This is a genomic window from Mesorhizobium sp. ESP-6-2 (genome assembly GCF_020164675.1).
Classification (GTDB): domain Bacteria; phylum Pseudomonadota; class Alphaproteobacteria; order Rhizobiales; family Rhizobiaceae; genus Mesorhizobium.
On record NZ_JAIUGT010000003.1, the window covers coordinates 565,176 to 590,908 of the forward strand.

General features: G+C 62.7%; 27 protein-coding genes. 10 read left to right on the top strand and 17 right to left on the bottom strand.

The window, feature by feature from the left end; all coding sequences use genetic code 11:
- Positions 1-22: 22 nt before the first annotated feature.
- Positions 23-799 (bottom strand): SOS response-associated peptidase, encoded by a 777-nt coding sequence (locus tag LB532_RS12335; RefSeq protein WP_140637544.1) that lies wholly within the window; start codon positions 797-799, stop codon positions 23-25.
- 122 nt (positions 800-921) lie between these two features.
- Between LB532_RS12335 and LB532_RS12340 the strand changes: the two genes are divergently transcribed.
- From LB532_RS12340 to LB532_RS12355, 4 genes are all read left to right on the top strand, one after another.
- Positions 922-1,356 (top strand): NUDIX hydrolase, encoded by a 435-nt coding sequence (locus LB532_RS12340; RefSeq protein ID WP_140637543.1) that lies wholly within the window; start codon positions 922-924, stop codon positions 1,354-1,356.
- 62 nt (positions 1,357-1,418) lie between these two features.
- Positions 1,419-1,793, top strand: a complete 375-nt coding sequence (locus LB532_RS12345; RefSeq protein ID WP_140637542.1) for a TIGR02301 family protein — start codon at positions 1,419-1,421, stop codon at positions 1,791-1,793.
- A 385-nt stretch (positions 1,794-2,178) separates the two neighbouring features.
- Complete coding sequence (locus tag LB532_RS12350) at positions 2,179-2,436, top strand: hypothetical protein (RefSeq protein ID WP_008874920.1); 258 nt, start codon at positions 2,179-2,181, stop codon at positions 2,434-2,436.
- 69 nt (positions 2,437-2,505) lie between these two features.
- A complete protein-coding gene (locus tag LB532_RS12355) occupies positions 2,506-3,300 on the top strand; it encodes a hypothetical protein (RefSeq protein WP_181169225.1) in 795 nt (264 codons plus the stop codon).
- Between the two features lie 20 nt (positions 3,301-3,320).
- Here the strand turns inward: LB532_RS12355 and LB532_RS12360 are convergent, their stop codons facing one another.
- From LB532_RS12360 to LB532_RS12370, 3 genes are all read right to left on the bottom strand, one after another.
- Positions 3,321-3,677, bottom strand: coding sequence for a nucleotidyl transferase AbiEii/AbiGii toxin family protein (locus LB532_RS12360; RefSeq protein WP_348641682.1), 357 nt, complete (start codon positions 3,675-3,677; stop codon positions 3,321-3,323).
- Between the two features lie 236 nt (positions 3,678-3,913).
- The gene (locus LB532_RS12365) at positions 3,914-4,141 is read right to left on the bottom strand and encodes a hypothetical protein (protein ID WP_140637540.1); all 228 of its coding nucleotides are present in this window, start codon (positions 4,139-4,141) and stop codon (positions 3,914-3,916) included.
- A gap of 53 nt (positions 4,142-4,194) precedes the next feature.
- A complete protein-coding gene (locus LB532_RS12370; RefSeq protein ID WP_140637539.1) occupies positions 4,195-5,526 on the bottom strand; it encodes a dihydroorotase in 1,332 nt (443 codons plus the stop codon).
- A gap of 82 nt (positions 5,527-5,608) precedes the next feature.
- Here LB532_RS12370 and LB532_RS12375 point away from each other — a divergent pair, with 82 nt between their 5' ends.
- From LB532_RS12375 to LB532_RS12385, 3 genes are all read left to right on the top strand, one after another.
- A complete protein-coding gene (locus LB532_RS12375) occupies positions 5,609-6,469 on the top strand; it encodes a YgfZ/GcvT domain-containing protein (protein ID WP_140637538.1) in 861 nt (286 codons plus the stop codon).
- On the top strand, positions 6,469-7,101 hold the full coding sequence (locus LB532_RS12380; RefSeq protein ID WP_140637537.1) for an HD family hydrolase: 633 nt from the start codon (positions 6,469-6,471) through the stop codon (positions 7,099-7,101). The genes LB532_RS12375 and LB532_RS12380 overlap by 1 nt, the downstream gene beginning before the upstream one ends.
- 64 nt (positions 7,102-7,165) lie before the next feature.
- A complete protein-coding gene (locus LB532_RS12385; protein WP_140637536.1) occupies positions 7,166-9,307 on the top strand; it encodes a putative bifunctional diguanylate cyclase/phosphodiesterase in 2,142 nt (713 codons plus the stop codon).
- A gap of 9 nt (positions 9,308-9,316) precedes the next feature.
- Here LB532_RS12385 and LB532_RS12390 read toward each other — a convergent pair whose 3' ends face one another.
- On the bottom strand, positions 9,317-10,207 hold the full coding sequence (locus tag LB532_RS12390; RefSeq protein ID WP_140637535.1) for a fatty acid desaturase family protein: 891 nt from the start codon (positions 10,205-10,207) through the stop codon (positions 9,317-9,319).
- Positions 10,208-10,320: 113 nt separating this feature from the next.
- Here LB532_RS12390 and LB532_RS12395 point away from each other — a divergent pair, with 113 nt between their 5' ends.
- On the top strand, positions 10,321-11,238 hold the full coding sequence (locus LB532_RS12395; RefSeq protein ID WP_140637534.1) for a LysR substrate-binding domain-containing protein: 918 nt from the start codon (positions 10,321-10,323) through the stop codon (positions 11,236-11,238).
- Positions 11,239-11,257: 19 nt separating this feature from the next.
- Here the strand turns inward: LB532_RS12395 and LB532_RS12400 are convergent, their stop codons facing one another.
- The 5 genes from LB532_RS12400 to LB532_RS12420 form a co-directional block, all read right to left on the bottom strand.
- A complete protein-coding gene (locus tag LB532_RS12400; protein ID WP_140637533.1) occupies positions 11,258-11,530 on the bottom strand; it encodes a DUF3303 domain-containing protein in 273 nt (90 codons plus the stop codon).
- Between the two features lie 19 nt (positions 11,531-11,549).
- The gene (locus LB532_RS12405) at positions 11,550-13,013 is read right to left on the bottom strand and encodes a RimK family protein (protein WP_140637531.1); all 1,464 of its coding nucleotides are present in this window, start codon (positions 13,011-13,013) and stop codon (positions 11,550-11,552) included.
- Positions 13,014-13,018: 5 nt separating this feature from the next.
- Positions 13,019-14,116, bottom strand: a complete 1,098-nt coding sequence (locus LB532_RS12410; RefSeq protein ID WP_140637529.1) for a GNAT family N-acetyltransferase/peptidase C39 family protein — start codon at positions 14,114-14,116, stop codon at positions 13,019-13,021.
- 205 nt (positions 14,117-14,321) lie between these two features.
- Positions 14,322-15,113 carry an anti-sigma factor family protein gene (locus tag LB532_RS12415; RefSeq protein WP_140637528.1) on the bottom strand — a complete coding sequence of 264 codons (792 nt, stop codon included), beginning with the start codon at positions 15,111-15,113 and terminating at the stop codon, positions 14,322-14,324.
- A gap of 2 nt (positions 15,114-15,115) precedes the next feature.
- Positions 15,116-15,628, bottom strand: a complete 513-nt coding sequence (locus LB532_RS12420) for an RNA polymerase sigma factor (RefSeq protein ID WP_140549337.1) — start codon at positions 15,626-15,628, stop codon at positions 15,116-15,118.
- 215 nt (positions 15,629-15,843) lie between these two features.
- Between LB532_RS12420 and LB532_RS12425 the strand changes: the two genes are divergently transcribed.
- Complete coding sequence (locus tag LB532_RS12425; RefSeq protein ID WP_140637526.1) at positions 15,844-16,095, top strand: type II toxin-antitoxin system prevent-host-death family antitoxin; 252 nt, start codon at positions 15,844-15,846, stop codon at positions 16,093-16,095.
- A 440-nt stretch (positions 16,096-16,535) separates the two neighbouring features.
- Here LB532_RS12425 and LB532_RS12430 read toward each other — a convergent pair whose 3' ends face one another.
- Positions 16,536-19,274: a DUF2339 domain-containing protein gene (locus LB532_RS12430; RefSeq protein ID WP_140637524.1), complete on the bottom strand. Its 2,739-nt coding sequence runs from the start codon at positions 19,272-19,274 to the stop codon at positions 16,536-16,538.
- Between the two features lie 258 nt (positions 19,275-19,532).
- On the opposite strand from LB532_RS12430, the gene LB532_RS12435 reads away from it, so the two are divergent.
- Entirely contained in the window at positions 19,533-19,997 is a 465-nt protein-coding gene (locus LB532_RS12435) for an NUDIX domain-containing protein (protein WP_140637523.1), read from the top strand.
- A 46-nt stretch (positions 19,998-20,043) separates the two neighbouring features.
- Here LB532_RS12435 and LB532_RS12440 read toward each other — a convergent pair whose 3' ends face one another.
- From LB532_RS12440 to rnc, 6 genes are all read right to left on the bottom strand, one after another.
- Positions 20,044-20,562: a PaaI family thioesterase gene (locus LB532_RS12440; protein WP_140637521.1), complete on the bottom strand. Its 519-nt coding sequence runs from the start codon at positions 20,560-20,562 to the stop codon at positions 20,044-20,046.
- Positions 20,559-21,329 carry a DNA repair protein RecO gene (gene recO / locus LB532_RS12445; protein ID WP_140637520.1) on the bottom strand — a complete coding sequence of 257 codons (771 nt, stop codon included), beginning with the start codon at positions 21,327-21,329 and terminating at the stop codon, positions 20,559-20,561. Before recO ends, LB532_RS12440 begins: the two co-directional genes overlap by 4 nt.
- Positions 21,330-21,461: 132 nt before the next feature.
- A complete protein-coding gene (locus LB532_RS12450) occupies positions 21,462-22,598 on the bottom strand; it encodes a porin (protein ID WP_140637518.1) in 1,137 nt (378 codons plus the stop codon).
- A gap of 582 nt (positions 22,599-23,180) precedes the next feature.
- Entirely contained in the window at positions 23,181-24,071 is an 891-nt protein-coding gene (locus tag LB532_RS12455; protein ID WP_140637517.1) for an aminoglycoside phosphotransferase family protein, read from the bottom strand.
- 5 nt (positions 24,072-24,076) lie between these two features.
- Complete coding sequence (era, locus tag LB532_RS12460; RefSeq protein WP_140494591.1) at positions 24,077-25,009, bottom strand: GTPase Era; 933 nt, start codon at positions 25,007-25,009, stop codon at positions 24,077-24,079.
- The gene (gene rnc, locus LB532_RS12465) at positions 25,006-25,731 is read right to left on the bottom strand and encodes a ribonuclease III (protein WP_140637515.1); all 726 of its coding nucleotides are present in this window, start codon (positions 25,729-25,731) and stop codon (positions 25,006-25,008) included. The genes era and rnc overlap by 4 nt, the downstream gene beginning before the upstream one ends.
- Positions 25,732-25,733: the final 2 nt, after the last annotated feature.

Genomic DNA, 25,733 nt, shown 5'->3' on the forward strand with positions numbered 1-25,733 from the left:
CGCACCTCGAACAGAGTTCCTGCTAAAACAGCGTCATCTGACTGTCGTCCGCGCCGGGTTTCGGGCGCTTGACCTTCTCGGGCTCGGGTCCGATCTCCCCCTTCTCCTGAATCTCCGGCCCGGTGTTGGCGACCTTGTTGACGAGGTCGGAGACCGGAATCGCTTCGAAGAAGTCGCGCTGCGCCGGTCGCAACAGGTCGGCGACGTCGCGCGGCTCAAGTCCGCGGCAATCGAGCCAGCGGGTGAAGTCTTCAGGTGCGATCACCACGGGCATGCGGTCATGGATATGCGCGATGTCGGCATTAGCCTCGACCGTCAGAATGGCGCCGGTGTCCAACTCCGAGCCGCCCGGTTCGGCATAGGTTTCAACCAGCCCGGCAAAGGCGACCAGCCCGCCATGCCGCGGCCTGATCCAGTAAGGCTGCCCCTTCCTGCCGCCCACCTCTCCGGGCCGCGCCTGCCGCCATTCGTAAAAACCTGATGCCGGCACCAGCGCCCGGCGATGACGCATGGCGGCTTTGAACGAAGCCTTTTCGATTACGCCTTCGGAGCGTGCGTTGAACAGCAGCGGAAATTCGCTGACATCCTTTACCCAGGCGGGGATCAGGCCCCAGCGCACCAGCATCGGCCAGCGGTCCGGCAGGTTGGAACCCGGCGTTCGCGGCGGGCCTGAGATCGCCATCAGCACCGGCTGCGTCGGCGCTATATTGTAGCGCGCAGGAAACTGCTCCACTTCCGCCAGGCCGAGGAAAGCGGCTGTCTGGTCCGGTGTCGCGGTCAAGGCAAAGCGTCCGCACATGTCTATCGATCCTGATGTCCGGCCTAGAAAGTGGCGATGGAACAGCAGCACTGCAACCGTTAAAGCTGTCTGGCGTCGGCCGGTCCACAACAGGCTGCCGAAATCGGGGTGATCGGATATCCATGGACGAAGTGCGAAAAGTCATTCCCGCGGTCTCGGTCGCCGTTGTGCGCGGCGACGCCGTGCTTCTGGTCAAGCGGGCGCGACAACCCTCGCAAGGGCTCTATGCGTTCCCGGGCGGCAAGGTCGAAGCCGGTGAGACGCTGGAACAGGCGGCACGGCGCGAACTGCTGGAGGAGACGCAATTGCAGGCCGAAAACTATCGGCGGCTGCGCGAAATCCTCCTCGACGGCACGCTCGACGGCCACCCGGTCGACTACCAGCTGACGGTGTTCGGTGCGGTCCATGCCGGCGGCGAGGCCGTGGCCAGCGACGACGCCGAGACCGCCGCCTTCTACACGCTGGTCGAAATGGCTGATCTGCCGCTTGCCGGCTCGGTGCTCGCGGTCGCCGAGGAACTGCTCGGACGGCCGTCGCAAAACCCTGAGCGCCCCTGAAATCCGGAATTCGCCCGGCACAATCGCCTTGCAGGCGGCAAATTGTTTGGCCAGATTGACTTATGCGTTGCCTTCCTCTCCTTCTCGCGACATGCCTCGCCGTCAGCACCGTGGCGGCACGGCCGGCGTTCAGCGCCGAGGCACCCTTCGAACCGGGGCTGATGCGGCTAGCGGAAGTTCTGGGATCGCTGCATTTCCTGCGCAATCTGTGCGGCGAAAAGGGCGACCAGTGGCGCGGCGAGATGCAGAAGCTGCTCGAATCGGAAAACCCGGATCCGGAACGGCGCGCCCGCTTCATCGCCAGCTTCAATCGCGGCTACCGCTCATTCGGCGGCACCTACACGCAATGCACCGCGTCGGCGACCGAAGCCATCGGCCGCTACATGAAGGAAGGCGAGACCCTGTCGCGCGACATCGCCTCGCGCTACGGCAACTAGCGCATGTCGCCCAAAGCGCCCTCGCAAGAGCGCATCCGGCCTTCATCAACAGATATCCGGTCCATTGCCGGCGGCTACGAGCATATCCAGCTTGTGTCGAGAACTGTCATGGTGCAATCCTTGTTGCGCTTGTGCAACAGCGTTAATGAAACGTTAGCGCGCGTATGTGGAATTAACTCAAACTGAAGGTTTTCACCCCGCAGGCACGCCTAATCGGCTAAGTTTGAGCAGGATTGAATGCAGCTTCGCAAGCGCAACCGGCCTCCTGTAAAGAACGATCAAAAAAATGTCGTATTTACAAAGACTTATTTGCGGCTGCGTGTAAACGGAACAGATCAAGCCTGATCCATCGACGGATCGCTGCTTGCAAGGGTGGACATCGCTTATGGAACATGGTGTCAACGACATCGACGCGCTGGTCAGAGAAGAAAAGCGCCTGACCGCGGTGGAGAGCCACAGCGAGGCCTGGGCCGAAGGTCTTTCGGCAGGCATAGAACCCGAGATCATCGCCGAAGCGGCGCTTGAAACCGCGTTCGGCGAAATGCTGCGCGCCAACGGCGAGACATCGGCCCTTGCCCTGCTCGACCGCATGCGTGAAAAGGTGATTGCTGGCGCCTTCGAACCCGAACGGCTGCGGCACTGAACCGACGTCCGGTTCTTTGACGGCAAATGCCGCTCGGGCATCATGCCCGGAAGCAGGGAGAAACGGGCAGTGGATTTTTCGATGTCAGGCAAGCCGCGCGGCTTGGTCCTTTGCATCTGTTTCGCCGCGTGCAGTGCCGCGATTCCCTTGGTTGCGTGTCTGACAAGCAGCCCCGCTTATGCGCTGAGCGAGATCAAGCGCGAAGAATTCCCGTCGCCGGTCCAACCGATGGTAGACGACGACGTATCGTCGCCGGGAAGCACCGTGCCGATACCCGATCCGGTCGGAACGCCATCTTCGACCAGCCAGCCAACCGCCCCGGACAAGGCCGAGCCGGTCACCCCGCCGAACGGCGACGGTGCCACCAACAGGCCGCGCGTCGATCCCGACGCGCCCACACCGGAGGTCGTCTACGATCTCGGCAAGCTGCCCGAACCGGTGCGGCGCATGCATGACCTGATCATCGAAGCCTGCGCGAGCGGCGACATCGAAAGACTGAGGCCTTTGATCGGCAAGGGCGACGGCATGACCCAACTGTCGCTGACCGACATAGATGGCGACGCCATTACCTTCCTCAAGGGACTCTCCGGCGACCAGGATGGCCAGGAGATTCTTGCCATACTGGAGGAGGTGCTCAATGCCGGCTATGTCCATGTCGATGCCGGGACACCACAAGAGCTCTATGTCTGGCCGTATTTCTTCGCCCTGCCCCTGGACAAGCTCGACGCCAGGCAACGGGTCGAGTTGTTCAAGATCGTCACCGCGAGCGACTTCGACGATATGAAGCAGTTTGGCGCCTACATCTTCTACCGCGTCGGCATCACGCCCGCTGGGCAATGGACGTTCTTCGTCGCAGGCGACTGAAACGTCGGGCAGGCGAGTGCCTATTCGTGCGGATCGTCTCGGCGAATGCCTGCATCGGGCCATAGGCGGATAGCTTCATCCCGAAGAGCCGAGATCGCCTTTGCGGCCATGTCGGGATTCATTTGCAGGACTTCGGCAGCGTTGCGTAGCTCGTCCTGGTCCTGAAGCTTGTTTGCGACCCAGGCAACCTTGTTCTGGATATCAGGGCCGTAGGCGGTCTGCGCCTTGACGCGAGCCTGCGCCGGGATCCTTCCATAGATGCCAATCAAGATCCCAAGATCGATGGCATCGCGATACGCGGTCGCGCGATCCTGACACCGATCGGCATTGGCCAGCAGCTTCTCGGCAAACATGTCCGCTGCAACGAGGACAGGCACCTTTAGATCATTGTCGATATGACCTTGAAGTTGGATGCGCCCTTTACTTCGAATTTGATCGGTTGGCCCTGCAATCTTACGATTGTCCTCAAACCATACTGATCGATCTGGAAATCTCGGACGGCTTCGACAGCGATGATCCGGTGTTCGGGCTTCTTGAATTCCTTCATGATTTCCGCTCGCGTATGTTCTTGTGAATATTCCAGTTGCGGAGAAATCAGGAAGGAAACGAAACCTCAGCCAGTGGCCAAAAGAATGCCCTGGCCGAATTTTTCCGCCAGGTTCCGGATAAGCAGCCTTTCAGATGTTGTAAGGCGCTTTTGATCGACAAACCGCCAGTTTCGCTCGTAGATGGCGAAAGCTTCCTCTGCAGGAATCGGGCGCGTTGCATCGCGGCTCCAGACGAGTGCGTGTAGCTCCGGAAACTCAGCGGGGACAATCATTGGCGTGATATCTGTGCGCATAACCCCACTCAATTCAGTGGATCGTGCCTAAGAAATCCAACGATGTGAAATGGCTATGCGGGCAACGCCTCGGAGAACTCCACTGCCCTGCCCTGGCCCGGCGTCACGATCTCGCCCTCCCACATGATGCGCTGACCTCGAATGACAGTGCCGACCGGCCAGCCGGTGACTTTCTTGCCGTCATAAGGCGTCCAGCCGGCCTTCGAGCCGGCTTGTGCATTGGTGATGGTCTCGCGCCGCTTCATGTCGACAATTGTGAAATCGGCATCATAGCCGGCGGCGACACGGCCTTTCCTGGCCATGCCGAAGATGCGCTGCGGGCCGTGGCTTGAAAGATCGACGAAGCGCTGCAAGGTCAGCCTGCCGGTGTTGACGTGGTCGAGCATGATCGGCACCAGCGTCTGCACCCCGGTCATGCCCGAGGGCGATGCCGGATAGGGTTTTGCTTTTTCGGCCAATGTGTGCGGGGCATGGTCGGAACCGAGTACGTCGACAATGCCTTGCGCGATGCCGTGCCAGACGCCGTCGCGATGGCGCGGGGCACGGACGGGCGGGTTCATCTGGATCAGTGTACCGAGCCGTTTGTAGTCGTGCGCCGACAGTGTCAAATGGTGCGGTGTCGCCTCGCAAGTGGCGACATCCTTGTGCTGTTCGAGGAACAATATCTCCTCGGCCGTGGAGATGTGCAGGACGTGGATCCGGGCACGGGCGGCCCGCGTGACGCGCACCAGCCGCTCGGTGCAGCGCAAGGCGGCGATCTCGTCGCGCCAGACCGGATGCGATGAAGGATCGCCCTCGATGCGCTCGCCAAGGCGTTCGCGCAGCCGGAACTCGTCTTCCGAATGAAAGGCGGCGCGGCGGCGGGTGTTCCTGAGGATCGAGGCGACGCCTTCATCGTCCTCGACCAGCAGGTCGCCGGTGGACGAGCCCATGAAGACCTTGATCCCGGCAGCGCCCGGCAGGCGCTCGAGTTCGGCCACATCCCTGGCGTTCTCGCGCGTGCCGCCGACCCAGAAGGCGAAGTCGCAGTGCATACGGCCGGTGCCGCGCCGGACCTTGTCGGCAAGCATTTCTTCGCTGGTGGTCAACGGATTGGTGTTGGGCATTTCGAACACGGCGGTGACGCCACCGAGCACCGCCGCCCGAGATCCGGTCTCCAGGTCCTCCTTGTGCTCCAGTCCCGGCTCGCGGAAATGCACCTGGCTGTCGACGACGCCTGGCAGGATGTGCAGCCCCCGACAGTCGATCGTCTCACCGGCGGAGGCCTGGCGCAGATCGCCGATGGCGGCGATGCGCCCATTCTTCACGCCGACATCGCGTTGCCCCTCGCCGTCATGGTTGACGACCATGCCGCCTGTCAGGATGAGGTCGTAGGTGTTGGCCATGCTGATCGATCTCTTGCGGGGGGAGTGTCAGCGGCTTACGTAATGGCCAACCGTTTTGCAAGATCAGGCTTTTATCCGCCCCATGCCCTTTGCCCTGCTGAAAGACCGCGCACTCATCTCAATCTCCGGCCCTGATGCCGAACACTTCCTGCAGAACATCCTGACCACCGATCTCGACGCGCTCGGCGCCGGCGAGGCAAAACCGGGCGCGCTTTTGACGCCGCAGGGCAAGATCCTGTTTGACTTCCTGATCTCACGGGCCGGCGAAAACGCGTTCCGCCTCGAATGCCGCGCTGACGTCGCTGACGATTTCGTACGCCGGCTGATGCTGTACAAGTTGCGCGCCAAGGTCGAGATTGCCAAATCCGAACAGACGTTTGTCTCCATTGCCTGGGGAAATGAGTCAGCTCCCTCACAAAAGGATTCAACCGTGCTGGCCGACCGGCGCTTTCGCGATGAAAGCGTCACCCGCTCCTATGGCAGCGCTCGAGAGACTGACGACGGCGCCGCATGGCAGGCCTTGCGCATCGCGCATGGCATTGCCGAGAGCGGCACCGACTACCAGCTCGGCGACGCCTTCCCGCATGACGTGCTGCTCGACGAGACCGGTGGCGTCGGTTTCAGGAAGGGCTGCTATGTCGGCCAGGAGGTCGTCTCGCGCATGCAGCATCGCGGCACGGCAAGGCGGCGGGTGCTGATCGTCAGGGCCGAACGGGCCTTGCCTGATGCCGGCGTCGAATTGACCGTCGACGGGCGATCTGTGGGGACGCTCGGCTCGAATGCCGGCACGATCGGCCTCGGCATCATCCGTATCGACAGGGTCAAGACAGCGCTCGACGCCGGCCAGCCGATCCTGGCCGGAGACGTGCCGGTTACGGTGGCCATTCCACCTTTCGCCAAATTCAGCTTTCCCCAGGAAGCCGTCGGCACGGAGGAGGCCTGATGGCGGCCGACCGCATCGGTGCGCCGGCACGTGCCTGGCAGCGCATGCTGTCCGGCCGCCGGCTGGACTTGCTCGACCCCTCGCCCCTCGACATCGAGATATCGGACATCGCCCATGGGCTCGCCCGCGTCGCGCGCTGGAACGGCCAGACCCGCGGCGAGCACGCCTTCTCGGTCGCGCAGCATTCGCTGCTGGTGGAAGCGCTGTTTTGCGACCTGATGCCCGAGGCGCCGGCGGACGCCCGGCTTATGGCGCTGCTGCACGATGCGCCCGAATATGTCATCGGCGACATGATTTCGCCGTTCAAGTCGGTGATGGGCGGCAGCTACAAGGACTGTGAACTGCGCTTGCAGCGCGCCATTCATCTGCGCTTCTCGCTGCCGCCAGAACCAGGTGCAGGCCTGCGCAAGGAGATCAAGCGCGCGGACCAGATCGCCGCCTATTTCGAGGCAACGCTGCTCGCCGGTTTTTCGACCGCCGAGGCGACCGAGTTCTTCGGCCGTCCGCGCGGCTTCAATGCCGAGCGCTTCGATTTCACGCCGCGCTCGGTAACCTGGGCACAGAATGCCTTCCTGAAGCGTTTTTCCGCGATCGAGAGGTCGCGGCGCAAGGTTACTGCAGCGGTAGGGTAGAAAACGCTAAATTAACCGGAACGGCTGACACTGCGGTGTTCGATCACGTCCGCAGGCGCGCCCCATGCCCGTCGGTGACATCAAGGATGGTCCGGCCGTCCCGAAACGGGAGGCCGGAGGCATGGACCGCTCGCGCCGCATGGAAGACGAGCTGCGTGCGCAGAACGAACGCTTCTCGGCCGCCGTCGAGAACATGTCGCATGGCCTTTGCATGTTCGACGCCGACGAGCGCATGATCATCTGCAACGGTAATTATATCAACATCTTCTGCCTCGACGCCAACGTGGCGCAGCCGGGCATCCGTTTCATCGACATCCTGCGGCACAGCGTCGATGTCGGCATCGCCTCGCAAAGCGCCGAAGAACTTTACGCCATCCGCAAACCCTATATCGATGGAGCGAAACCCTCGACCTATGAGGAGGCGCTCTCTGATGGACGCATCATCAGCATCTCGCACCGGCCATTGGCATCGGGCGGCTGGGTTTCGATCTACGAAGACATCACCGAGCAGCGGCGCGCCGAACAGGATCTCAAGGAACAGCATCGCCGCTTCGACGCGGCGCTCGCGAACATGTCGCAGGGCCTGCTGATGTATGACGCCGGCGGCAGGCTGATCGTGCGCAATCAGCGCATCCTGGAGCTTTATGGTGTGACCGAGGTGGATCTGCCGCTCGGCATGACTCACCGCGAGCTCCTCGAACGGCTGGTGCGCCTTGGCGTCTATGCGCCCATAGATGTCGAGGACGAAGTTTCGAGGACCGAGGCCCGCGTGCTGGCCGGCCAGACGCGGTCGACCCCCCGCCGGCTTGCCGACGGACGAACGCTGATGGTTGCCCGCCGGCCGATGAGCGGCGGCGGCTGGGTCGCCACTTTCGACGACGTGACCGAGAGCAGGCTTGCCGAGGAGCGCATGACCCATCTTGCGCATCACGACGTGCTGACTGGGCTGCCCAATCGCTCGATGTTTCGCGACCGGCTCGACCGGGCACTGGAGGATGCGGCCGCGGGACCGCTGGCAATCTTCTCCCTCGACCTCGACCGCTTCAAGGCCGTCAACGACACGTGGGGACATCCGGCCGGCGACCGGCTGCTGAAAGGCGTGGCCGCAAGACTGCTGCGCTGCGTGGGCAACGACGCGGATATCGTGGCCCGTTTTGGCGGTGACGAATTCGTCATCGTCCAATTCAATGTCGAGGGACTGGCCAGTGCGGAAAAACTGGCAAAACGCATTGTCGAGGCCATCGCCAAACCGTTTCATGACAAGAGCCGGGACATGCATGTCGGCGTCAGCCTTGGCATCGCGCTTTCTCCCGGCGATGGCAGGGACGCCGATACATTGCTGACAAACGCCGACATGGCGCTCTACCGGGCAAAAAGCGAAGGGCGCAATTTGTACCGTTTCTTCGAGCCCGGCATGGATGCCACGGTGCGCGCGCGCCGGGCGCTTGAGGCCGATCTCGATACGGCGCTGCCGAGCCGGGAATTCGATCTCGATTTCCAGCCGATCATGGCCATCGCTTCGGGCGAGATCGTCGGCGCCGAGGCCCTGATGCGCTGGCATTCGCCGTCGCGCGGCACGGTGGCGCCGGATGAGTTCATTCCGGTCGCCGAGGAAACCGGGCTGATCGTGCCGCTTGGCGAATGGGCGCTGAGGAAGGCCTGTGCGACGGCAGCAGCCTGGCCGCCTGGCCTGCGCCTTGCGGTCAATGTCTCCGCCGTGCAGCTCAAAAGCGGCGGCTTTGCTCGCAGCGTCATCTCTGCCCTGGCCTTTTCAGGCGTGCCGGCCGGACGACTGGAACTGGAGATCACCGAAACCGTCCTGATGGACGAGAGCAAAGACGTCCTGAGGAGACTGCGACAGCTGCGCGAACTCGGCATCCGCATCGCGCTCGACGACTTTGGCACCGGCTATTCCTCACTCGGCTATCTCAGGCGCTTTCCCGTCGACAAGATCAAGATCGACCGTTCCTTCATTTCCGATATCGGCAATCGCGACACCGCGGCGATCGTGCGCACGATCATCGGGCTGGGCACCGAACTGGGCATCACGGTCACCGCCGAAGGCGTAGAAACCGAAGCACAGCTCGACATGCTGCGCCGAAACGGCTGCGCCGAGGCGCAAGGCTATCTGATTGGCGTGCCGTCAAACGCGGCGGGGATTCGGCACCTGTTGAAATCGAGCGCGGTGCGCAGCCAGACCGGCTGACGGCATAAATCAGCGCAGCGTCTCGATGTATTTTTCGTGGAAGCTGACATAACCCGGCTCGACGACCTTCAGATGCCGCTCGATCAGCGCGTGAAACTCCGGCAACCGGTGGAAGGGCACGCCCGGATAGGCGTGATGCTCGGCATGGAAGGGCATGTTCCAGGCAAGCTTGCGCACAGCCCAGTTGGTCAGCGTCGTCCTGGTATTCTCCAGCATGTTGGCGACGAAGGGGCAGCGGCCATGCTCGGCCAACAGGTAGAGCCGCAAGAACGGCTGGCCGAGCAGCGCGGGAAAGATCCAGACATGGAGCAGCACCGTTGCCTTGAACCATAGCGCGAGCATCAGCACGACGGCATAGAAGGCAATCATCGCGCGCGCCTCGGCGCGTACCTTCGGACGCCCCTTGCGGGGCACGTAGTTGTCCTGGCAACGTCCCATGGCATTGGCGTGGAGCGTCTTCAGATGCCCCAACCACACTGGAAGTCCGGAAACGTGGACCAGGTACTGCCGCCAGGTTTCCGGTTTCGGGAAGGCCAGCTCCGGATCGCGTTCGGGATCCTGGGTGAAACGGTGATGGGCGAAATGGAAATAGCGGAACCAGTCGGCCGGCAGCGCGATCGCCAGGCTGCAGACGCGCGCGACGGCGTCGTTCAGCCATTGCCTTTCGAAAGCCGTGCGATGCACCGTCTCATGCAGCAGCGTGAACAGGAATACGATCAGTATGCCTTGCGGCAGCATCAGCAGCGGCCAGAACGGCACCTTGGCGGCGATCAACGATCCGAGGAGCATGATCGCGCCGAGGTGGAACGCGAGCTGAACAAGGCCAGGCCCATCCGACTTGCCGGTCAGCCGGCTGCGCTCCTCATTCGTCAGGGAGGCGATCACGTCACGATGGTCCATGGGAGCATTCCGGCCGATTGCGTTTGTTCAACCAGGATACTCCTGCAAGAAACCTTTCTAAAAACGAGGATTTCTGCAAAATAGATAAGCTGAACTTGTCTTTGGTCATCGCCATGGTCGCACTTCCTTCGTTACGGGGTCTTCAGGCTTTCGAGGCGGCTGCGCGCACCGGCAGCTTCGCCGCGGCGGCGGAAGAGCTTTCGGTCTCGGCCGCCGCAGTCAGCCAGCTCATCCGCATCGTCGAGGAGCAAGTTGGCCGCAAGCTCTTCCACCGCGCCAACCGGCGTGTCGTCCTGAGCGAGGCTGGCGTCGAGATGCTGCCCCGATTGACCATGGCCTTCCAGGAAATCGGCAGCGTCTCGCGCCAGCTTGCAGGCGATGCGTTCCGCCCGCGGCTCGTCGTCTCAGTCCCTCCGTCCATGGCCATGGGCTGGCTTTCCGAGCGCCTTGCCGGCTTCATCGCCATCCATGGTGCCGTCGACATATCTCTCAGGGGGGATGACGACCCGGTGTCGTTCGACCGCGACCTGATCGACGTCAGGCTCTCCTACGGTCCGCACTATCGTGAGCACCCGATCGAGGACATTGTCCAGGACGCGGTCTATCCCGTCTGCGCGCCGAAGCTTGCCAGCGTGCTGGAGGCGGATGGCGGTCCGCTCGCCGGGCTGCCCCTGATCCACACCGACTGGGGACCGACCGGCGCATCCTTTCCCTCATGGCGCAGCTGGTTCGAGGCGGCCGGCATCGCGCCTGGGCGCGGCATTCAGCGCGGCCTGTCGGCAAACTCCTCGCGCGCGGCGCTCGACCTCGCCATTTCGGGACTGGGCGTGGCGCTGGCGCAAGGGATCTATTGCGCCGAGGCCGTGGAGGACGGCCGGCTGGTCCGGCCCGTCGCCAGGGCGATTGCGCTGCGCCAGCCCTATTGCCTGACGATTCCGCAGCGGAGCGCGAGAAGAGACGTCGTGGCGGCATTCCGTGACTGGCTGGTTGATGAATGCCAGCGCGTGGTGGGCTCGCCGGCGCTCCGCTGAGCCGTTAAGCGGCGACAGTTCAGAGGTGCCCGCTCAATGCTTCGACCATGTCCTTGTTCGCCGCCACCGGCACGATCTCGAACTCCACCAGATCCGCCCACTCGATCACCCAGCGCTGCAGCAGAGTGACGTCGTCGGTCTCCACCAGCAGGAAACAGCGGCTCATGTCCGCCGCGATCCAGCTATGGTGCACCAGAAGCTCGTCGGGCTTCAGGCGGCCGCGATCGCGGAAGCGGCGGTAGATCTCCTTGCGGTCGCAGCCGCGAAAATCCTCGGTCACCAAAAACAGCATCTCTGCCCCGCTTGAATGATTATCGGCCCGGCCGCTCCAAACGCTCCAGGAACCATTGCGTCAGCCGTACCCAGACCTCGTCCTTCTCGCCGGAGTCCTCCCAGCCATGATCGAGGTTGGGATTGTCGTTGACCTCGATGACGAAGACGCCGTCCTTGGTTTCCTTGAGGTCGACGCCGTAGAGGCCGTCGCCGATGCAGCGCGCCGCCTTGACTGCCGTCTCGACGACATGGGGTGGCGTCTCCTTCAGCGTGAAGGTCTTGATGCCGCCCTGGTCGGGCTTGCCGCTGGCCTTGTGGTTGACGATCTGCCAGTGCTTCTTGGCCATCAGGTAGTGCACGGCAAACAGTGGCTGGCCGCCGAGCACGCCGACACGCCAGTCATATTCGGTCGGGATGAATTTCTGCGCGATCAGAAGGTCGGAATCCTCCAGCCATTCGGTGGCGAGCGTCTTCAATTCCTCGAAATTGGCGCATTTCTTGACGCCGCGCGAGAAGGAGGAATCCGGGATCTTCAGCACCAGCGGAAAACCCAGCGTCTGCGCCGCCAGCTCAAGGTCGGAAGCGCCGGCTATCATCACGGTCGGCGGCACCGGCACCTTGTTGTAGGCCATCAGCTCGTTGAGATAGACCTTGTTGGTGCAGCGGATCATCGACAGCGGATCATCGATGACCGGCATGCCTTCCTGCTGGGCGCGGCGCGCGAAACGATAGGTATGATTGGAGATCGAGGTGGTCTCGCGGATGAACAGCGCGTCGTAATTGGCGAGCTTGGCAAGATCCCTCTTGGTGATCGGCTCGATTTCGACGCCCATCTTTTCGGCGATCCTGGCCCAGTAGCGCAGCGAGGAGATTTCCGAGGGCGGCAATTCCTCGTGCGGGTCGACCAGCGTGGCGAAGGTGTAGCGCGCCGGCGTGCGGCCCTTGGTGTCGCGCCATTCGCGGTTGGTGTAGGTCTCCAGGCATTGCAGGAAGAAGCTCTCCTCCTCCTCGGTCATGCGGGCCAAGGGATGAAAGCCGATCTTGCGGATCGAGGCCCACTCGGCGCTGTCCTTGATGTGGACCTCAAGCGCCGGCGCGCGGAACCAGTCGAACAGGAGCTTGGCGAATCGGTCCCACACCTTGGACGGACCAATGCCGAAGAAGATGCAGACCTTCGCCGGAAAAGCGCCGCCAAGATCCTTGCGGCACTTGTTGAGCGCCAGCTCCAGTTCGGGCAGCGCATGTTCGTAAAGCTTGCGCTCCGACAGATCGATCATGGTTTCTACGGTCGGGATGACCTTGTGGCCGCGCGAACCCGCCAGCAGCGAGGCATAATAGCCGCGGCTCTGGTAGCCGTAATTGTTCGATAGGTTGATGACTTTGGGACGCTGGCCGCGAAACAGCGCCGGATGCGCGAGATAGTCGCGGTTGGTGATGATCTTGTGCGGTGTCGCCACCTGGTCGAGATCGCTCTGCCGGCCAGTTAAGATAACCCAGGTCATTGTTATCAGCGCTTCCCCAGAGTGATGGCGGCGCGCAGTCCGTCGCGGCCGAACTGCGCCATATTCATAAAGATGCCGTAAGGCACGGGAATGTTGGCGGCATCAAGGATGGTCTCCTGCCTCTCGTCCTCGACCCAGGGATCGTGGATCAGGATATGGTCGCCGTCGTCGCCGATGGCCAACACCCAGTGCGGCACCTTCTTGCCGAACATCAGGAAGCCGCTGATCAGCACCAGCACCAATTTTCCTTTCGCGATCGCGGCGCGAATGTCGTCGATGGTGAATGAACGGTAATTCACCGGGATGCCGTAAAGTTCCGCGCGTCGGCGAAAGTCGACCTGGGCCAGTTCCATCACCCGACGCTTGTCCGCGCTGCGCACCGATTGCAGAAATAACGCGCCGTAGAACGACACGTAAATCTCGGCCGCAAGGCCGCTCTCATAGCCGGCGACCGCGAGGCCGAACGGCTCGCAGCCACCCGGGCCCGACATCATGAAGACGGTCGTCGCTTCGCGCCAAAGACGAATTTCCCTGACCGGATCCGGTACGAAGTCATGATCGAAATTGGCCATGGCCATCATCAGGCAGCAGGGACCGCAAGTGAATTCGCAGGTCTGCTGGTAGAACGGCACGCTGGTGGCGACCGGAAGTTCGCCGCGCAAGGTTTTCTCGTAGCGCAGCGCCGTGGCGCCGTCTTCGTAGTAGTCGGGTTCGCGGCCGATCTTGCGGTAGCCGGCTTGCTCGTAGATGCCGATGGCACGGGCATTATCCTCCCGCACTTCTAGGCGCAGCATCATGCGGTCGTGCTCGAAGGCCGCCTCCTCCGCCGCCATTAGCAACCGGCGGCCGATGCCGAGGGCGCCAAAAAAGGGACTGGTGGCGATCGAATAAAGGCGCGCCACGCCGCTGCCCTTGCGAAACAGCACAATCGCATAGCCGGCGACGCGGCCATCTCTTTCGGCGACCAGCGTCTCGGCGGTCTCACGCTCTATGAACTGTCGGAAGGAGCGACGGGAAATGCGGTCGCTGGAGAAAACAGCTTTCTCGATGGCGGCGAGATCATCGACGTCAGTCGCGCGGGCCGTGCGGATCTCGGCAGGCATGCGGGCTTGGAAAACCTCGATTGGGTTGTGATGAAGGCCCTATTCGAAACGTCCGGACAGCAGCCGAAAACGGCAGCGTCCATCAAGCGCTATCGCACCTCGATTCGGGCCGAATTGTGACAGATTCGGCGCCGGCCCGACGGGATGAAGGCTTCGAACAAGGTCGCCGTTTTCGGGTAGCGGCGCTGCCAAAAAACGATCCTGTTCAACTCGACAGACCGGCCAGAAGCTGGCTGTAGGCGCTCTTGGCCACAATCGCCAATTTCTCTTGCGGCACTGAGCCGACGACAGCGCAACCATAGCCCTTGTCAAGCCAGTAGACGGCCTGAGGGCCGGCTTGCTCCGAAGCGTAGGTTCCCCTGGCGTTCTCCACCGATTCGGCCGTCACAAAGAGCGATATGCGCTCGCCCTTGTCGTCTTCATAGAGCAGCATTGCCGCCTTGCTCTCGCCGGCCGGCAGCAACCTGCCGCCGACCAGTTGGAACCCGCTGCCGGTCAAGTCCGGCGCAACCAGCTTCAATCCGACCCGGTTGGACAGCCAGGTCAGCAGATGGTCCTTGTCGCTTGCCGGCACTTCCACCGCATGCCGCTTCTCGGCGGCATAGATGACATGCGCGGCGATCGCCTGCTCGGCCAACTGATCCTCGGCCTGATCTTCCCGGCCAATACCGTCGCTGCCGGCAAAGTAGCCGCCAAGCCCGCCCGCGGCCAGTAGACCGGCAGCGGCGGCGGCAAGCCACCAGCGCGAGCGTGGCATTGGCGCCCTGGCTGGCGTCTCGCCAAGCACCACCTTGCGCAAGCGCACCGGCACCGGCTCGTCGATCACGCCAGCGAAGGCGTCTCGCAATGCCGCCCTGTCGGCGATGAAACGGGCGCTTTTCGCCTTCATCTCGGGAGTGGCGTCGAGCCATGCGTCATAGGCGGCGCGCTCATCGGCCGGCAACTCGCCGTCGAGTGCCATGTGGATGTCGCGTTCGGAGAAATCGCGGCGGATCATTTCTAGACGATCCTTATCGAACGGCGGCGTGCCGTGTCGTCCAGCAGTCCGCGCAACTCCTCGCGCCCGCGTGCAATGCGCGACATCAGCGTTCCGGCCGGCACTCCCAGGATGTTGGCGGCCTCGGCATAGGAAAAGCCTTCGATCGCGACCATGACGAGCGCTGCACGGCGGTCGGGGCTGATCGCCTGCAATGCGTCGACGATCTCGCGCGAGGCGATGCTTTCCACCTGCTCGGCCGGCTGTGCAACCGCCTCGCCCGCTTCCAGCGGAAGCATCGCGGCTTCGCCGCGCCGATTCACTTTGCGCATCTGGTCAATGAACAAATGGTGCATGATCGTAAACAGCCACCTCCTGGGGCTTTCTCCCGTCTGCCAGTTGTCGAGCCGCATGAGGGCCCGTTCGAGACAGTCCTGGACGAGATCGTCGGCGGCGTCGCGGTCTCGCAACAACGAGCGTGCGTAGCGGCGCAGGCGCGGTATTTCGCCGAGGATTGCTGCCTTCTTTTCGTCCATGACCGCTGGTTTTCGGAATTGCCCTATTCATCAGATTGAACGCGCCTTCGCGGCGCGACGCAAGCAGCCAGTGCGAAGCGGTCCACCGCCCCGGTCACCCAAGCAATGATGTAACGATGGGAGCGGCAGGTTTATTCCCGGGGCATACCGGGTTGCCTAACTAGGTATTCTAGGTATTCTAGGTATAACAGGTGAATTACGTAAATGGTGGCGCTATGAAGCAATTTTCCTTTTCAGACATGAACCGCGTGTCCGGCGAGATCCTCGAGACGGCAATGATCGAGCCTGTTGCTCTCACCAAACGCGGCAAGGAGAAGCTGGTCATTTTGTCAGCCGACCAATACCGGCGACTCGTCGGTTCGCCTCAGGCCGTTGCTTACACACTTGAGGGCGCCCCGGACGAAGTTCACGATGAACTCATGTCTGGACTGGAGGCCATCACAACCACTGACGAGCTGGATGCTTAAATCCGGCGACTTGCTTCGATACTATTATTTGTGGGCGCGGGAGGCCGACACGGGCGAGGAGTCCGGCCGCAAAGCGCGACCCGTCTGCATTGTGGGAGAACGCCGACCACGCCCGCCGCACTGTTTCTGTTCCCACTTACCTCGCAGAAACCCGACCAGTCTCGCGCGTATATTGCTATTAGCGAAATTGAGTGCCGCAGGGGAGGCCCTGATTTTCCGTCGTGGCTGATCTGCGACGAGTACAACCGCGTACGTCTTGACGAAGTTTACGATTTTGTGACGACAAAGCCGATCGGTTCCTTCAGCCCGGCTTTCGTCCGCAAGATTGCTGGTCTTATTAAAGAGGCGGCTACAAAACGTCGCCTGCGCGGCATAGCCCGAAAATAGCGGGCACGCGGTCCAACCCTCTCTGGGCTGCTATTCAAAGTAGAGACAAGGCTTCACGCCCCCTTTGCCGCCCTGGTCAAAAGCCGCTGGTAAAACAGGCCGATGCCGATCAGCACGGCGCCAAGGCCGATGAAGGACAGCGCGCGAAGCACACCCTCCAGCTCCGACATGTCGAAGAGGAACACCTTCAGTACGGCGACTGCGATCAACGCGGCCGAGGCGATGCGCAGCACCTGCGATTTCAGCCAGACGCCGGCGGTCAGCAGCGCCACGCCGATGATCAGCCAGAGTGCCGAATAGGTGTAGGTTTCCAACTGGCCAAGGCCGCTCCACAAGCCGATGAACTCGCCCTTGAACAGGCGCCGCACCGACAACGTGGCATAGGCGAAGGCAAGCAGTGCCGCCACCAGCGCCAGCATGGCGGCATACCATTTCGGCCGCTTGTTGCGGGCATAGAGCGCAAGCCCGCCGGCTGCGACCGCCGGCAGGAGATAAGCGAGGAACAACAGGTTGAAGGCCGGGATCCGCCCGGTCGACTCGTCGGTGAAAAGCGGGTTCAGCACCAGGAAATGCTGCACGACGATGAAGGCGACCGAAATCACGCCCGCCGCCATGGACCCGTAGCGCAGCACGGAACTTGGCGAGCGCCTGTCGATGGCCACGAGTATGGCGCCGGCGCCGATCGCGATCAGCGTGTAGATGGCCTGTTCGGCAAGTGTGGGCGCATCGCTGTTGAGGACACCGCCATGCATGGCGTGGCGCACCAGCATGGCAAGCGTCAGCAGTGCAAACAGCGCCGCCGAAGCTTCCATGGCAAGGCGCGGCCGGCCGTCGGTGGTGCGGGTCAGTTGCCAGGCAGCGAAACCGAAGGCGAGCGCCGGCACGCCGTAACCCGGCAGCAGCCAGTTGAAGACCGGCGTCGCCGACAGGAACCCGGCGCCGACTACGGTCGGATCGAAGATGACACGGCCAAGCACCACCCCGACCGCGCCGACCGAAATCCAGCCGAGCACCGGATAGGAACGCCAGCGCGTGGCTAGCGCCGGCACGATTGCGGCCGCACCAAGCAGGATGGTTGTCCAGCCGGAACTGAAGGCCATATGCAGCATCAGCAGGCCTGCGAGCGCGGCTCCGCCGAGCGCGAAGGATACGGCCGCCCTGCCCTGCAACGGCGGTTCCTCGCCGCGCGCGATCCATTCGCCGCCGGCGGCGAAAACCACGACCAGCAACGCCGCCATGGTGGCGTAGACAAAGTCACGGTCGAGATTGCCGAACGTGAACCAGAGTGCCAGCAGGACGACCAACGGCACGATGACGCCCCACGCCGCCCATGACGCAGCGCGGAAATGGGTCGCGGCGGCAAATTTGCGGGCGGCCCAGAAACCGGCGCCGATGAAGACAAGGCCAAGCGCGACGCCGATGCGCAGGGTCAGCGCGTTCGACGACGCCAGGGGCAGGCCTTCGACGCCGAAGGCATCGCCCGAAAGATCGGAAGCGATCGAGGTCGGCGGGATGATGCCGAGGTAGATCAGCACTGTTACCAATCCGGCCGCATAAAGCAGTGGCAGCGCCGGGGGGCGATAGAGCGCGACGGCCACCATCGCGGCGAGCACGATGGCTCCCGGCAAGGCATCACCGGCAGCGACGAAGGCCGGATCGACCGAAAGGCCCAACGCCGAGAGGGCAACAAACAGGCCCGGCGCGATGGACGGCCAGTCGAAAGCCGTGGTTGATCCGCTTTCGTCGCCACGGCGGCCAAGCCAGACGAAAGCGAGCACGACCAGAGTGACGATGTTTATGAACAGGATTACCGACAAATTCGCGCCCGGCGCATCGGTCATGTAGAGGATCGTCCAGATGCCGGTACCGACGAAGGCTGCCGCCATCAGCGATTTCCAATCGCGCATGCGGGCTATCACGCTCGTGGCGGCAAGCACGATCGTCAGATAGCCGAACAGGGCCCAGGGATTGGGCGCCTGAGAAGCGATCAGCATCGGCGTCACCATGGCGCCGACGAGGCCGATACCAGCCAACGCCTGGCCGTGGACAAGGGCAGCGGCAATCGTCCCTATGCCGATGGCGCCGAGCAGCGTGAAGGCGAGCGCCGGCCCGATAAAACCGTAGATGCCATGTGCGGCGTAGACGGCGCCGAACAGGATGAAGGCGCCCGCCGCAGTCAGGATCGCCGGGATGTAGGCGCCTGCGGCGCTTTGCGCGGGCACCCTGAAGCCGGTGCGGCGAATGAATTCGCCGGCTGCAATCAGCACAAGGCCGAGCAGCGCCGCCATGGTCAGCCGCACACCGGGGCCGAAAATTCCGGATTCGATCGTATAGCGGATGAGAAACAGGCCGCCCAGCGCCAGTGCCAAGCCGCCAACCCAGACCGCCCAGCGGGTGCCGAGCGCCGTTTCGATGTCGGGTTTGTCGGGCGCTTTCACCGCTGCGACAGGCTCGGCTTCTGCCACCTTGGGCGCCGCCTCGCCTGGTGTCCATGGCCCCGGCTTGACCTCGTCCGTCGCTGCGTCGGTTTCCAGAGCCGGCGGCGCGTGCCCGGTGGCTGCCTCGCTGGCCGTTGGCGAAACGACCACGGCCGCAGCGACAACGGCTTCGGCCGGCTGGCCATCGGTCGCCGCCGGTTCGGACTGCTTGGCGAGAGGCGGCACGGCGCCGGAAAGGACGAGGCTTCGCAGCGCCCCAAGCTCGCGCTCGATCAGGCCAATGCGGCTCTGCTGGCGCGAAACGATGACGAACAGCGCGATGATGGCGACAAGGCCGATCAGGCTTTCAAACATGGCGGCTCCCCCAAACCAGACCAGTTGCTACTGACGATCAAATGTGGCCGGCAAACGACCGGCAAACGTCCTTCAGGTCAGCGGCTGGAAAGATCGAGCATGTTTCGGCGCCGAAAGCCAGCGGCTTGCGCCCGTTGTCCCTCGGCATCGCATCCGAATGGCCGAGCCTGGCTTCGGGAACGTTGCCTGCCAAACCCGCTGCCGGGAACTTATGGTATCCTCGCTGAGAGTGCCCGAAGCGACGCGATGAGGATATCGATGCCGAAGCGAAGTGCAGGACTGCTGATCTACCGGCGAAACGCCGGGGTCCTCCAGTTCTTGCTCGTCCATCCAGGTGGACCGTTCTGGGCAAGGAAAGATGAGGGGGCATGGACGATCCCCAAAGGGCTCGTCGAGGAAGGCGAGGACGAGTTGAAAGCCGCCCGACGTGAGGCGGAAGAAGAACTCGGCGTCGCCATCAACGGCGACTTCCAGCCTGTCGGCAGTTATCGGCAGCCTGGCGGCAAGATCGTGAGTGCGTGGAGCGTCGAGGCCGACGTCGACACCGAAGCCGTCAGAAGCAACATGTTCACCATGGAGTGGCCACCAAGGTCGGGATCCATGAGGGCATTTCCCGAAGTGGACCGGGCCGGTTGGTTTTCAGCGGTTGAGGCCGGTCTCAAGATCCTGAAAGGCCAGCGCGCGATCCTGGACGATTTCGTGGAACGGCAAAAAGCCGGATAGGCGCCGGCTGTTCTCACCGCTCGTCCAGTGCGCCTTTGGACGATCCTTATCGTGCCGCCAGATTGGCGGCCGGGAAGATCGAGCATGTCTCGGTGCCGAAAGCCAGCAGCTTGCCGCTGGCATCCTTCAACGTCGCCTCGGACACCGCCAGCGTGCGACCCTTGTGAATAACCTTGCCCTCACAGACCACCTCTCCGGTCCTGGGCGTGATCGGCCGCGTCAGGTTCACCTTGAATTCCGCCGTCGTATAGGCCTCGCCTTTTGCGAGCAGCGTCTGCACGGCCCAGGCAAGCGCCGAATCGAGCAGTGTCGCCGCCCAGCCGCCATGCACACCCCCCAACGGGTTCAAATGGCGCTCGTTCGGCACGCCCCGAAACACGGCACGGCCTTCCGAGACTTCGGTCAGCGCGAAGCTGAGCTGGAAGGAAATCGGCGGCGCCGGATATTTGCCATCGATGATGCGCTGCAAAAGTTCCAGGCCGGTGTAGGCAAGGATGTCCGCATGCGGAATGGTGCCGAGGCCGAGCGGCGAGACCCGGCCTGGATAAAGTTCCACTTCGCTCATGTGATGATTTCTCTCGCGGCGGTTTCTCCCGACAGGCCTTTTGTCGTGTGGTGCTTGCGCAGCGCGGCGAGGAAGCCGGCGCGCGCGCCCGGCTGCTCGATGCCGCGCGGCTCGTAGACATGACGGGTGAAGAAGAAGCCGGTGAGCCGGAAGGCATCCTGGATCGCCGCCGGATCGGCGCGCAGGCCGGAGCCACGCAGGAAGGCCGGCAGCGCCAGCATCTTGTCGCGCCAGGGCGCGCCGGCCTCGCGCGACACCGCCCGGCCCGATTTCGGCGAGACATAGGCAAGGTCCTGCCGCGTGCCGGTCGCGGCGCACTGGCTGAGATCGAGACCGAAACCCAGTTCGTCGAGGATCAGGAGCTCGAAACGGGCCACCAGTTCGCCGGCTGCATCGACGTCATCGAGATGCACGATCATCACCGACAGCGCCTCGTACAGGCCGCCATGGGCGTCGCGCTCGGGCAACAGGCGCAGATGCGCGGCCATGGTCTGCAGGCCATACACGGCGACGGCACTCTCCATCAACCTGGCTGCATTCATCTCGATCGCTTCGGCCTGGAACGTGCCGAGGTGCTCATCAAGGCGCGCCCGCCAAAGCAGGTCGACACGGTTGCCGGGCTGGAGAACAGGCTGCTGCTTGCGCGAGCGCCCGCCGCGCACGAGGCCGAGATGGCGGCCATGCGCACGCGTCATCACCTCGAGGATGGCGCTGGTTTCGCCATGCTTGCGGGTGCCGAGAATGATTCCCTCGTCGCGCCATTCCATGCCTGGAGCATTTCACCGATCGGGTGGCGAAATCAAGGTACGGGCTTGGTGCCTGGGCTGGCTCTCGCAAGGGTGCATAAAAAGCCGCCCGCAGCATAGCTGCGGGCGGGTCTGGTGGGGTCAGTCGATCCGTTAGAACGAGCGCTGGAAGCGGAGGATGCCGCCGACGCTGCTCTTCTTGTCGGCCTTGGTCCAGTTGTTGAAGTCGGCGTCGTCGAATTTTCCTGCATTGAGGTAATCGACTTCAGCCGTGATCGTGTAACCGGGCACAATCGTGTATGCGACGTTGGCAGCGACGCCGAGGTTCTTCCAGTCGTCATAGGAGATCTGGGCGTTGAACGAGGTCTTGTCGTTGAACTTGTAGGTGCCGCCACCCCAGATCGCCCAGTTTCCGCCCCACGGCTTATATTGGGTGCGGCCCGTGCCGAAGTCGTTGATGTTGTCGTTGGTGCCGTAGCCGCCCATGATGAACAGCGACAGTGCGTCGCTGACATTGACGTCCAGGCGAACCTTGCCGGCCACTTCCTCGTAATTGCTGTCGTAGGCGACGACGCCGGTGACCGCACCCCAGTCGCCCTTGTACTTCAAGCCGCCGACGACATGCGGAACATAGCTGTCGATCGTGTTGACGCCGGTACCTTCTTCGAGCGAGACCACGGCCGAGAAGCCGCTGCCAGCGTCGAAATAGTACTGCACCACGTTGGTATCCTTGATACCGTACGGGATGATCGTGTCCTGGATGACGTTGCCGGCATAGCCGATAAACGAATCGTATGCCGTTTCATCCTTACCGACGCGCAGGCCGCCGAGTTGAATCCAGGCGAAGTTGAGGGTGGTCGCCTTGTTGCCGGCCTGCCAGCCAGTGCCGCCAGTCTCATAGTCGCCGCTGCTGTTGCCAAATTGAAAGCGAGTCTCGGTGTAGGTCTTCAACGTACCGAGCTCGGTTTCCTGGCCGGTCCAGGTCTTCAGCGCGAAGCGCATGTTCTTGTAGTAGGTGTCGTGGCTATCGCCGTCCATGTGATCGGCAACGTTGTTGACGCCATCCAGCGTGCCGCTGTCGCCGACGCCTATGTCATAGCGGAGATAGCCGCCGATGCGCAGGCAGGTCTCGGTGCCGGGGATATAGAAGTAGCCGGCGCCGTAGACGTCGCAGATCCTGACGTATTCAGCGGGTTCCGGCTCGGCGACGACGACAGCGTCGGCGGCGCGAGCGCCGGAGACCGCGATCAGTGCCGCGGCTGAGCCGAGAAGAAGGCTCTTGATGTTCATTTTCTGACCTCTCCAGTCAAAGTTAAAAATGGCTTCGGATTTTGGTTGGCGGATATATTTTCCCGCCTCACCCACAACGAAAAAGGCCCGCACCGCGTCCCCTTTTCGCGGCGAACATACCCATCAATCTTCCGCCTTCAATGACAATTCCACAAACATGCTAGGTTGATGGCATAGATTAAATCCGTGTTGCAGAAATAACACTAAGGAATTCACTTCAAATTACGGCACAGCACAAGTGGAACATTGTCATGTTTCCGTAATAATTTCTTGCATGCTCCAATTTTATGATGATATTCTACGAACACCGATTGTTTGAGAAATTTCGCGTAAATAAACCCACTTCCATGGTCGTTTCTACCTAACCATTCCCCAGCCACGTGAAACCGAAGCCGATCCCCTCGAAGGAGTCTTTCAGCGGGTCACGGGCACGCCGGGACGGACCACGGGCCATGATGAGAAGATCAATCCGACGTCAGCGGACTCGTCTGCAAGAATCCGCGCTGGCCAACTGAGAAGTCGACCCAGGCGGAGCCGCGGCGTCCCTGGTCGATAGCCGCCAGCCAACGGTTTGGCTCGCTATTACCGGCGCTTGTGGTCGGCCAGCACCGCGTTGATGGCGCGCCAGGATTGTTCGATCTCGGCCGAGTTGGCGTCTATCTCGCCGGCGGCGGTGATCAGCGCCTTCCACAGTGCCCAGCCGCGGCCGCGCGCCCAGGTCGCGTCATCGACGCCGAGGCCAGCGCGGAACACTTCACGGCTTTGCCCCTCGAACAACGTCCAGGCAATCGCCAGATCGCATGAGGGATCGCCGACGCCGGAGGTGCCGAAGTCGATCACCGCGCTTAGCCTGCCGTGTTCAACCAGAAGATTGCCCCAACTGACATCGCCGTGGAACCAGACGGGCGGGCCTTGCCAAGGGGCGGCAAGAGCCGTTTCCCATACGGCGCTTGCCGCGCCGGCGTCGATATGGGTGTCGAGCGCCGCGATCGCTTGTCTCGTTTCGCCGTCATAGACGCTCAGCGGACCGCCGCGAAAGAAATTGTGTTGGCCCGGCCCCGGTGCGCCAGCCGGGTCGATCCGCTTCAGCGCAATCAGAAAGCCGGCCAGGTCCGCCGCGAATTCCGACAGGTTGGCGATACGCTCCCGCTTTGCAGTCTCACCTTCGATCCACCTGTAAACGGACCAATGCCACGGATAGCCTTCGGCCGGGGCTCCCATCGCCAGTGGTATAGGAATGGGCAGCGGCAACAGCGGCGCCAGCCTCGGCAGCCAGCGATGTTCCTTCTCCACTTGCAGGGAATAGGCGGCGGCACCGGGCAACCGAACGGTCATCTCATCGCCGAGACGAAAGCTTCTGTTGTCCCATCCGCCAGGTTCAATCTGCCGAACCGCAAGATCCCTCCAGCGAGGAAACTGCGCCACGATCAACCGGCTGACCAAAGCTGCGTCGATATTCGACTTGCTATCCATCCATCCTAGTGCGGAAACTCGAGCCCCATCTCGCGGTAGCGTTCGGGATCGTCGCCCCAGTTCTCGCGCACCTTGACGAACAGGAACAGATGCACCTTTTGCTCAAGGATCCCGGCGATTTCCATACGCGCCGCCTGGCCGATGGCGCGGATGGTCTCGCCCTTGTGGCCGAGCACGATCTTCTTCTGGCTGTCGCGTTCGACATAGATGACCTGCTCGATGCGCACCGAGCCGTCCTTCTTCTCTTCCCATTTCTCGGTTTCGATGTGCGAGGAATAGGGCAGTTCCTGATGCAGCCTCAGGTAGAGCTTCTCGCGAGTGATCTCGGCGGCGAGCTGGCGCATCGGCAGGTCGGAGATCTGGTCTTCCGGATAATACCAGGGTCCCACCGGGAGCGCCTCGGCAAGGTAATCGAGAAGGTCCTTGCAGCCGGAGCCGGTCAGCGCCGAAACCATGAAGGTGCGCTTGAACGGCACTCTTTCGTTCGCTGCTGCCGCCAGCGCCAACAACGCCTCCGGCTTGACCCGGTCAACCTTGTTGAGGATCAGCGCCATCGGCTGGCGCACATCCTTCAGGCGTTCCAGGATGGCGTCGGCATCGCCCCTTATGCCGCGCTCGGCATCGATCAGGAGCAGCACGATATCGGCATCCTTGGCGCCGCCCCAGGCTGTCGTCACCATTGCCGTGTCGAGACGCCGCTTCGGCTTGAAGATGCCCGGCGTATCGACGAAGACGATCTGCGCGTTGTCGTGCGTGGCGATGCCTCTGACGATGGCACGCGTCGTCTGCACCTTGTGGGTGACGATCGACACCTTGGCGCCGACAAGCTGGTTGACCAGGGTCGACTTGCCGGCATTGGGCGCACCGATCAGCGCCACGAAGCCGGAATGCGTAACGGCAGCAGGCGCGGCCGGAACCGTGTCTTCCGTGGCTGTCATGCCGCGTCTCCCTGATCGATCCAGACACCTTCACGAATGAGAAGGGCGGCGGCGGCGGCCCGCTCAGCTTCGCGTTTGGAGCGGCCGCTGCCGATAGCCGGCTGAAACCCACCAACCATGACGCTGACGGTGAACAGCGGATCGTGATCCGGCCCCTCGCGGCTATCGATGCGGTAGACGGGCACGGCGCTTGCCGCCTGATGCGCCCATTCCTGCAACTCGGTCTTGGCGTCGCGTCGGCCGGCGCCCGACGCCTGCGAGCGCGGCTGCCAATATTTGTGGATGAAAGCGCGCGCCGCTTCCAGCCCGCCGTCGAGGTAGAGCACGGCGATCAGTGATTCCAGCGCGTCGGCGCGCAGATTGACGCGCTTGCGTCCCTCGAGCCCTTGAACGTCGGATCCGGCGCGGATTAGCTCGGGCAGACCAATATGTTCGGCGATCTCCGACAGCGCCTCGGCATTGACCAGCGCGTTGAACCGCAGCGACAATTCGCCTTCCGCCGCATCGGGAAACGCGGCCAGCAGCATATCGGCCACTACCAGGCCGAGAACCCGGTCGCCCAGGAACTCAAAGCGCTCATAGTCGGTGCCGGCATTGGCGCCGCGGGCGCTGGCATGGGTCAAGGCACGCTGCAGGCGCCGGCGGTCGGCAAAGGCATGGCCCGTGCGCTCCACCAGCGCTTCGGCGAGCGCGTCGGCGGTCAGCCGTCTTGTCGCCGCCATGA